General features: G+C 52.9%; 7 protein-coding genes and 1 pseudogene. 3 read left to right on the plus strand and 5 right to left on the minus strand.

Translation table 11 applies throughout. From position 1 onward, the window contains the following. Positions 1-264: 264 nt before the first annotated feature. Positions 265-405 carry a hypothetical protein gene (locus tag HUX64_RS18650; RefSeq protein ID WP_174627693.1) on the minus strand — a complete coding sequence of 47 codons (141 nt, stop codon included), beginning with the start codon at positions 403-405 and terminating at the stop codon, positions 265-267. A gap of 284 nt (positions 406-689) precedes the next feature. On the opposite strand from HUX64_RS18650, the pseudogene tnpB reads away from it, so the two are divergent. After that, a pseudogene (tnpB, locus tag HUX64_RS18655) lies at positions 690-878 on the plus strand (IS66 family insertion sequence element accessory protein TnpB); the annotation flags it as partial. Positions 879-1,234: 356 nt separating this feature from the next. Next, positions 1,235-1,345, plus strand: coding sequence for an IS66 family transposase zinc-finger binding domain-containing protein (locus HUX64_RS18660; protein WP_174627694.1), 111 nt, complete (start codon positions 1,235-1,237; stop codon positions 1,343-1,345). Positions 1,346-1,580: 235 nt separating this feature from the next. Here the strand turns inward: HUX64_RS18660 and HUX64_RS18665 are convergent, their stop codons facing one another. Beyond that, complete coding sequence (locus HUX64_RS18665; RefSeq protein WP_174627695.1) at positions 1,581-1,799, minus strand: hypothetical protein; 219 nt, start codon at positions 1,797-1,799, stop codon at positions 1,581-1,583. Positions 1,800-2,226: 427 nt separating this feature from the next. On the opposite strand from HUX64_RS18665, the gene recD2 reads away from it, so the two are divergent. Continuing rightward, complete coding sequence (gene recD2 / locus HUX64_RS18670; RefSeq protein ID WP_174627696.1) at positions 2,227-4,401, plus strand: SF1B family DNA helicase RecD2; 2,175 nt, start codon at positions 2,227-2,229, stop codon at positions 4,399-4,401. A gap of 385 nt (positions 4,402-4,786) precedes the next feature. On the opposite strand, the gene HUX64_RS18675 is transcribed toward recD2, so the two are convergent. From HUX64_RS18675 to HUX64_RS18685, 3 genes are all read right to left on the minus strand, one after another. Beyond that, positions 4,787-5,722: an alpha/beta fold hydrolase gene (locus tag HUX64_RS18675; protein WP_174627697.1), complete on the minus strand. Its 936-nt coding sequence runs from the start codon at positions 5,720-5,722 to the stop codon at positions 4,787-4,789. A 230-nt stretch (positions 5,723-5,952) separates the two neighbouring features. After that, positions 5,953-6,675, minus strand: a complete 723-nt coding sequence (locus HUX64_RS18680; protein ID WP_246247140.1) for a VOC family protein — start codon at positions 6,673-6,675, stop codon at positions 5,953-5,955. After that, on the minus strand, positions 6,668-7,411 hold the full coding sequence (locus tag HUX64_RS18685; protein WP_174627698.1) for a cytochrome b/b6 domain-containing protein: 744 nt from the start codon (positions 7,409-7,411) through the stop codon (positions 6,668-6,670). Before HUX64_RS18685 ends, HUX64_RS18680 begins: the two co-directional genes overlap by 8 nt. Between the last annotated feature and the right edge of the window lie 1,165 nt (positions 7,412-8,576).

The raw sequence follows: 8,576 nt of genomic DNA on the forward strand, positions 1-8,576 counted from the left end.
TTACAGGCGGCGCTTGAGCGAGGTCAACGCTCGCACATGCTTGACGTTGAAGGTAAAGCTGCTGGGCCTGAACCGTCTTCGGGAGCCGGCATCGATGAAAGCCCGGTGCATTGTCAATGTGTACGGCGATTAGGACCAGAAGAGGACCGGGTATCGACACCGTCACCTCTAAGCTTCAGGCGGGGTCGAATAGACGAGATCAAGCCGATAAATCAGTCGACTCTTGGTCTTCTCAACACTGCCAGCGGTACCAGGCTACTTTCATTATTGCCATGCCCATTTGACTTTTATTTGAATGCCGTCCGTTCGTGAAATAGCAGCTTCGACACGACCCAGGCGTTCCTCGCGGGATGACATTTGATATTTTACCCAAGCGTTTTTTACGGGGATAAGCCGGTTATTCATAGGTATTTCTTGGCTTTCTATTTTTTACTGTAAAATCTTCCAACATCGATTTTAAACTGTGGCTGCTTGGCTAATTCTTGTTACAAGGCAATTAGCATCAGCTCTAAATCAATCCCTTGCTGTTTCAACTTATCCACGCCAGTTTCAAATTTATAATATCCCGAGAAGAGTCAATTAATGATTCGTGCTCACAGGAATTAACAAAAGAGAATAATTCATTCCCCGGCAATTTCAGCAATCGCCGGCGGAATCGGATCAAGCTGCTGTTATGAGACCGCACCGGCTTCTGGCTGATGAGTAAGCGGCTGGAAGCCGATCATTTTCGCGGGCCGAACGACGCTGCGATCGTCGAACTCACCGTTAAGCCATTGTGCTGGCTGCTGGCAGGTATTGACTTGGCCGCCATGCAGTCGTATCCAAAACGAAAAATACAAAAGTTGGATGAAAATAGCCGCGTAAAGGCATTAAAATAAGTGCCTGACGACGATCATCATGCTGACTGCGGCCGACTATGATGAGTGGCTGGCCAACGCAAGCGTCTGGCGCAGCAACTCCATGTCGCCAAGGTCGAGCGTGATTTGCTGAAAGAGCGGCCGTCTGCCTATCGGCGCCGATTCTGCGCGGCCAGGTCCGAAGCTCTTCACATCGCTCAGTGCGACCTGTTTCTGAATGAAGTCGAAGTCCTGGCGCGCGGGGACGCTTGTCGCCGACGAAGTAGCGCCTGAAGCAGTCGAGGTGGTAAGTCTCATCGGCAAGCAGCGCATCCGCAACCCACGCGATCTCCAACTGCCGCACGAGATTGGACGTCGTAAATTGCCTGAGTCCGAGCATGTCTGTGCCCATGACGGCGCGCCTATTCGAAATCGGCGCTGAAATCAGGGAGCAACTCGACATCATTCCGCAACAGGTGAAGGTGCTTCAGCATCCCTGCGTCAAGTAGGCCTGTCCAAGCGGTGACGAGGGCATCCGGATCACAGCACGGACAGGCGTGTGTGACCCCCAAAGGCTTGCTCCCCGAAGCGGCGCTGGCTTGGATGATGACCGCAAAATATCAGGTAAGTCTGCCGCTGTATATGAAGGTAATGAATTAAATATGACATCGCATAAACAGTTTTCCGGATATCAATTTATGTTATCGTAGTTTTTAAATTCGAACTACCCTGCGGCTGATTTTTTCAAAGCGTCAATAAGGGCTTCAAAAACCTGGGGTTGTCAATTTCAGGAAGCGGGAGGACATTTTTAATCTTCAGCAAATTGGCATCGTGTATATAGTACCCTTTGTCGTCCGCGTAATTGTAAAACGCCTCGTCAAACACCAGCGTAGGCATTGTGGACATACCGATTTTTACTATATCGTGAATCATTTCGGTCAGGTCATCATTTAATGGTGCCATAGTTTTCTCCTCCTGGTATATAGAGTATAACCAATTGAGGGTAGGCAAGTATGCAGCCGCCTCAGGCAGCAAAATAGCCCGCTATACAACCCTGACCTAAAGGACGGCGATGAGGTTAAGATGGAGGCACAAAGCCAAATTATTCCAAAAATACGAGTAGCCGTACCAGGAAAACAGGTAATTACTTACGAGTAAGACTTGCAGGGAAAATTATTCAAGAACATGATGCCTGAATAATTCAGGCAGGAATTAGCAAATAACTGAATGTTCAATTCAGATTGAAGTTGTGGAAAATTGACTATCACTGCTGATTGAAAGGTAGGGAAATGCCATCTGTAAGTTATACCTACTTTAGCCAAAGCGACTCCCGCAATGCGGTACACGCCTTAGCCCCATTAATAACCAGGCAGGGTGGGAAATTGCCGTTTTGAACCCAGTCGCCGCCGCATCCAACCTTGAACGCTTGTCCGGCTCCATCGAGCGCGTCACCTTCCACAGCGAGGCCTCCGGATTTTGCGTACTGCGCGTCAAAGTCAAAGGCCACCGCGAGGTGGTAGCGGTCATCGGTTCGGCCGCCAGCGTGTCGGCCGGCGAATTCATCGACTGCCTGGGCTTCTGGAACAACGATCGGCAGCACGGCCTGCAATTCCACGCCAAGGAACTCAAGGTTGTGCCGCCAACCACACTGGAGGGCATCGAGAAATACCTCGGTTCCGGCATGGTGAAAGGCATCGGGCCTCATTTTGCCAGGAAACTGGTGAAAGCCTTCGGCATGGATGTGTTCGACGTGATCGAGCAAACGCCCGAACGCCTGCTGGAACTGCCGGGCATCGGCAAGAAACGCCAGGAGCGGGTTACGGCGGCCTGGTCGGAGCAGAAAGCCATCCGCGAGATCATGGTGTTCCTGCAATCGCACGGCGTCGGCACCTCCCGTTCGGTCAGAATTTATAAAACCTACGGCGACCAGGCCATCGCCAAGGTCCAGGAAAATCCCTACCGGCTGGCGCTGGACATTCACGGCATCGGCTTCAAGACCGCCGACACGCTGGCGCAAAAGCTGGGCATCGGCATGCAGTCCCTGATCCGGGCGCAAGCCGGGGTGCGGCATGTGCTGCAGGAATGGTCCGGCGAGGGCCACTGCGCCGCGTTCCGGGATAAGCTGGCCGAGATGGCCGTCAAGCTGCTGGAGATCCCTGCTGACATTATCGAGCAAGCGATTGGCGAAGAGCTGGTCGAGGAAAACCTGGTATCGGAGATCATGGATGGGCAGGAAGCCTTGTTTTTGACGCCGCTGTACCGGGCCGAGGTCGGCTGTGCCGCGCATCTGCTGCGCCTGAAAGAAGGCGCTTTGCCGTGGGGCGAAATCGACACGGCCAAGGCGATTCCCTGGGTCGAGGAGAAAACCGGCCTGGCGCTTTCGGAATCGCAAAAAGCCGCGGTCGAGCAAGTGCTGCAAAGCAAGGTATCGGTGATCACCGGCGGCCCCGGCGTCGGCAAGACCACGCTGGTCAACAGTATTCTCAAGATTCTGCGGGCCAAGCGCATCAATATTGGACTGTGCGCCCCGACCGGCCGGGCGGCCAAGCGCCTGGCCGAATCGACCGGCCTGGAAGCCAGGACCGTGCACCGGCTGCTGGAGTTCGACCCACAGGCCTTCGCCTTCAAGCACAACGGCGACACTCCGCTCGCTATCGACCTGCTGGTGATCGATGAGGCCTCGATGATGGATATTGTGCTGATGAACCAGCTGCTAAAGGCCCTCCCGACTTACGCGGCCTTGCTGATTGTCGGCGATGTCGACCAATTGCCATCGGTCGGCCCTGGCGCCGTGCTGGCCGACATCATCGATTCCGAGCAAATCACCACAGTGCGCCTGACCGAGATCTTCCGCCAGGCGGCAAGCTCCAAAATCATCGTCAACGCCCACAAGATCAATCATGGCCAAATACCAGCAGCGGAAAAGACTGGAGAAGCATCAGATTTTTATTGTCTTCATGCCGATACGCCGGAAGCCATCTTCGCCAAACTGATCCAGGTTGTGACCGGGCGCATCCCGAAGCGCTTCGGCTTCGATCCGATCGACGACATCCAGGTATTGACGCCGATGAACCGGGGCGGCTTGGGCGCACGCTCGCTCAATGTCGAGCTGCAAGCCCGCCTGAACGGCGACAGCGAGCCGAAAATCAGCCAGTACGGTTCCACCTATGCGCCCGGCGACAAGGTGATCCAGAACGTCAATAATTATGACAAGGACGTGTTTAACGGCGATATCGGCCGCATCCGGCGCATTGACATGGAAGAAAGCCTACTGCATATCCAGTTCGACGATCGGCTGGTCGAGTACGAATTCAACGAGCTGGACGAAATCAGCCTGGCCTACGCCACCAGCATTCACAAAAGCCAGGGCTCCGAGTATCCGGTCGTGGTCATGCCGCTGGCAATGCAGCATTACACCTTGCTGGAGCAGAATCTGGTTTACACAGGCGTGACGCGCGGGAAAAAGCTGGTCGTAATCGTCGCGCAGCCGAAAGCGCTGGGCATGGCGGTCAGGACGCATAAATCGCACAAGCGGCTGACGAATCTGGCCGGGCGGCTGAGGTGAAAGCTAAGCTTGAGTGGAAGCAGGGCGAAGCGTTGGCTTAGGCCGGTGAGGTGCCGGTGAAGTTGAGCTTTGCCGATGAAGGAAATGCGTCAAAACCGAGTGTGTGGGAGAGGATATTTTAGGGAGACAAGCAAAACCGCACTGACCCTATCCGGCCAAAACTGGACGATCTTAAAATCCTGCTTAAAGACCGGCAAAGGTTCAAGAGTAGATATTCAGGAAGTGTTCAGGGGCTTGTCCGCTGCAAAGCTTTATTAGCGGTTATTTCTTCAATTCGTTCCGCCCACAACATTTTTATAATTGGCTAGTGCGTCCTTTTGACCGTTTTGTCAGGCCAAATGGAAATTGTGAGGTTGCCAAACGATGGCAACCTAATCTACGCTGCTCATCGGCATGTTTTTACCTCTGCAATGCCAATTTCTTGCAATGCGTTCAGGACATTTACATTGAACAAGTCCGGCTCCTCGAACGGAATGTTGTGCGCAGACTCCTCAAACCAAATAAGTTGTTTAATCGGCGCCTGCAAGGCTCTAAAATAGGTAGCCGCCACAGTTGCTCCCAGATGCCGATCATGCCTACCGAGAAAGAAGAAAACTGGCACGTTGATGCGTGGAACCGAGTGTGGTAGATCGAGCCCGAGGAGTTCATCATTCATTGCCTCAAGCGATAGGTTGTTGGCGCGGATAAAGCCAGGCAGTTCCCATGGCGTCACGAGCCCGCTGAGGATGGCTCTTACCGTGACCCATGTATAATCTGGCTTATTGTGAAAGACGCCGCCATATCGGTCAGCTAGCTTTTCGACTTCCAACGCCTGGGTAGCCCTTTTGTGTGGCGGCGGGCCAATGCTTCGCAGGCGTATCAAGACATTGTCATCCTTGCACCGCAGAGCCTTGTTCAAGACGAAATCGTATTGCGCATGTTGGGCCTTGCGGGTGGAAACCAGGGGATTCACTGCCATCAAGGCCGACACCTTGTCAGGATGGGACTGTGTATAAAGCAGCCCGAGCGCAGCCCCCCACGAATGGCCGATCAAGGCGATCTTCTCCTGGCTGAGGCTCTGCCTAAGATGATCCACGATCACGTCGAGGTCGGCGAGATGCCGGGCAATGGTCAGTCTCTGCGGGTCTGCTTGCGGATCGAACGAACGCCCCGCGCCGCGTTGGTCCCAATAGGCCACAACAAAATGGTCCTCAAGATCGCTGTTGAAATAGCGGAACAACGGCCGCTCCGCTCCACCTGGTCCTCCGTGCAGCCAGAGTAATAGGGGTGCGTGCCGATCCGCTCCGCGCCACATCAGAAACAGATGGGCATCCTCTACCATCAAGTTTTCCGAGCTTCTGGTGGGAGCCGGCGATACGGTCGCTGGGGTAAGAGAAACTGCGCACCCCATGGTGAGAACACAAAGTACGAGTGTCGGTATATAACAGAACCGCCATTTCCATTGCCTTTTCCTACCTTCTGCAGGAATCGTGCGGCACGATTGATCTGCCATGAAATGTCATTGCCAGAACGCGGCCGGGCACGAAATGCCTGCTATGAAGATTGGCAAAGTCAACCGCGCCGCGCCGCCTCGATTGCGGCAATATCAATTTTTCTCATCGTCATCATCGCCTCGAACGCGCGCTTGGCGGCAACGCGATCGGGATCGGTGAACGCTGTGGTAAGGGCGACCGGCGTAATCTGCCAGGATAATCCCCATTTGTCCTTGCACCAGCCGCACGCCCGCTCTTCTCCGCCGTTGCCGACGATCGCGCTCCAGTAACGATCCGTTTCGGCCTGGTCAGCGGTTGCGACCTGAAACGAGAAGGCTTCGCTGTGCTTGAACGCAGGTCCGCCATTGAGCCCGAGGCAGGGAATTCCCATCACGGTAAACTCGACGGTCAATACGTCGCCTTGCTTCCCGGACGGAAAGTCTCCGGGCGCCCGGTGCACCGCGCGGACGGACGAATCGGGAAAGGTCTTGGCATAAAACCGCGCAGCTTCCTCGGCGTCGCCATTGTACCAAAGGCAAATTGTGTTTTTCGCTTGCTTAACCATGTCGCTTCTCCTCATAATAAGCCCGAATCTGCACACCGCCAATGCGCTCGTATTTTTGGCAAACATTCGCAAGCTGTCACGCCACAGCGCCGTCGGAATCTCGAGCGACTCCTGTGCGACATAACGTTGCACTAAGCGGCGGGCGCTGCCGACCTTTACCGCGAAGCCCCGCTTTGCTTTCCGGCCTCCGCTTGAAGGCGGGGTTGGGCGCAGGTTGGATCGTACCATCTCAGTCATGGCCGTTGCGCTCCTCATCCACGGGGCGTTTGCTGATAATCTTTCGTCCCGTAAACATCGCAGAAATGATGCTGCCGCCCTCCCGCAGCTCGGTGATAATTACAGCTGTTACGTGCAAAATGACGACAACAACCAGCCCATAAAAACTGTATAGATGCGCCACTGCAAAGGGCTTGCGGAAAGCACGCATACTTTCGTAGGACGCCGCGTCATACCTCTCGGGGGCATAGGGAATCAGTGACTCCGGAGCAATACCAGGTGCGGCTATCCAGTGCGCGATCCAGGGTCCGATGGGCGGATAGAACAGGTCGGTTCCAGCCAGTATCAGCCCGGTAATTGCCTGAAGAGTGATTAGCAGAAACACCGCAGCTATACCTAGCCGTCCCGCTGGGTTGTGCCCCAAATATTGTTCGGGGCGGCCAGCGATGAAAGCTGCAAGATAGCTGCGTAACGCGTGCAAATAGCCCCTGCCGCCAGGAAAAACCGATTGCCACCTGGCATAGCGGTTGCCGAGAAAAGCCCATACGATGCGCCAAGTTAGGTTGAGCACGAAGACGAAGCCGATCCAAATGTGCATTTTCTTGAGGGCGACTTTGCCAGCATTGGAGATATCGAGATTGCCCGCGTTGAGAATCATGAAGCCCACAAACGCGAGCATGATGACGCAGAGCGCATTGATCCAATGGAACCAGCGGGTACTTACATCCCACACGGCATAAGATTTCAGCTCAGGCATACAGCTTCTCCATGGCTTCGATTAATCCTTCATTCACTCTTGTGCTCCGCCCAACAAGTTATTATCCAGGTCGGGTAAACATACGATTTTTTTCAGTTCATTGTCAAGAATGAGCTTCAGTACCCGTTTTTCTAAACGCTTTAACCTGCATTTTATGCATGATAGACAGACAGGGATAATTCCCAAGCCATAGTTTGAATGTTCGAGATTAACCTGAATCAATATTCAAAAATCAGTATAAATAGACTGCTTAGAGTTGGGTGGAGATTGTGATCTCGTTAAAAATATGACAACTAATGCCGAATTTGAGCATTAATTTACGCCGCTTCTCCGTATACATTATTTACCGCCCGATAAAACCATTGCGGTCTACTCAGGATTATCACAAAGGCAATGGCCGGCGTTACGGGAACAGGCGCTATGTCTATAATAAACAATGTCAATAGGCTTAGAAAGCTCTTGAGCCGAGAGTTTCGGGTTTGCTGGATTGTAACAATTGAATCAGATGCAAGCGGATGGTCGTACATATTTTTAATAAACCGCAAGAACCAAACCGGACGCCTGATAACTATATACATGCCTGTCAAGCACCCTGGAGAAACCGGTCCGAAGCCTATGATTGCGAACAATGAAAAAACGGAAAGACATTTTATCTGTGCGACATTCATAGTGATTTATCTTGTGGATCGGTTTTTGCCGGTAGGCTAGCCATTAATTCTCTCATTATCAGGGGCCGCTTTTGAGTTAGTTAAAGCGGCTGGTTTTATATTGTAAATGGTGGCGGTTTTTACTGGAATATACCAGCCTGTTCAAAAAAGAATACAAGGCTTATTGACGCGACGTGCTCAACCTTGCTTTTGATCACTGCGCATGAATTGCCCTGACTTTTATCGTTAATCACAGGTGGATGCGCAGATAAATCCCGTGAAACTTTAGAGCCTTTTATTGATTAGCAACCAATATTTTAGAAACACCCCCACGGGCGTGGGGAAGACGAAAGAGTAGAATCTGAAGAAACACCCCCCACGGGCATTCTGAAAATTTTAAATTTTGGCGTCAATAGCGGCAAGCGGCAGGATTTCGTTGGCGACACGGGAAAATATGGCTTGTTGATGGCGGTAATCCCATCTCTCCACGGAGCAATGACGAAGGCGGTCTGCCGCAT

The sequence above is a fragment of the Candidatus Methylobacter favarea genome, from assembly GCF_902806695.1.
Lineage (GTDB): Bacteria > Pseudomonadota > Gammaproteobacteria > Methylococcales > Methylomonadaceae > Methylobacter_B > Methylobacter_B favarea.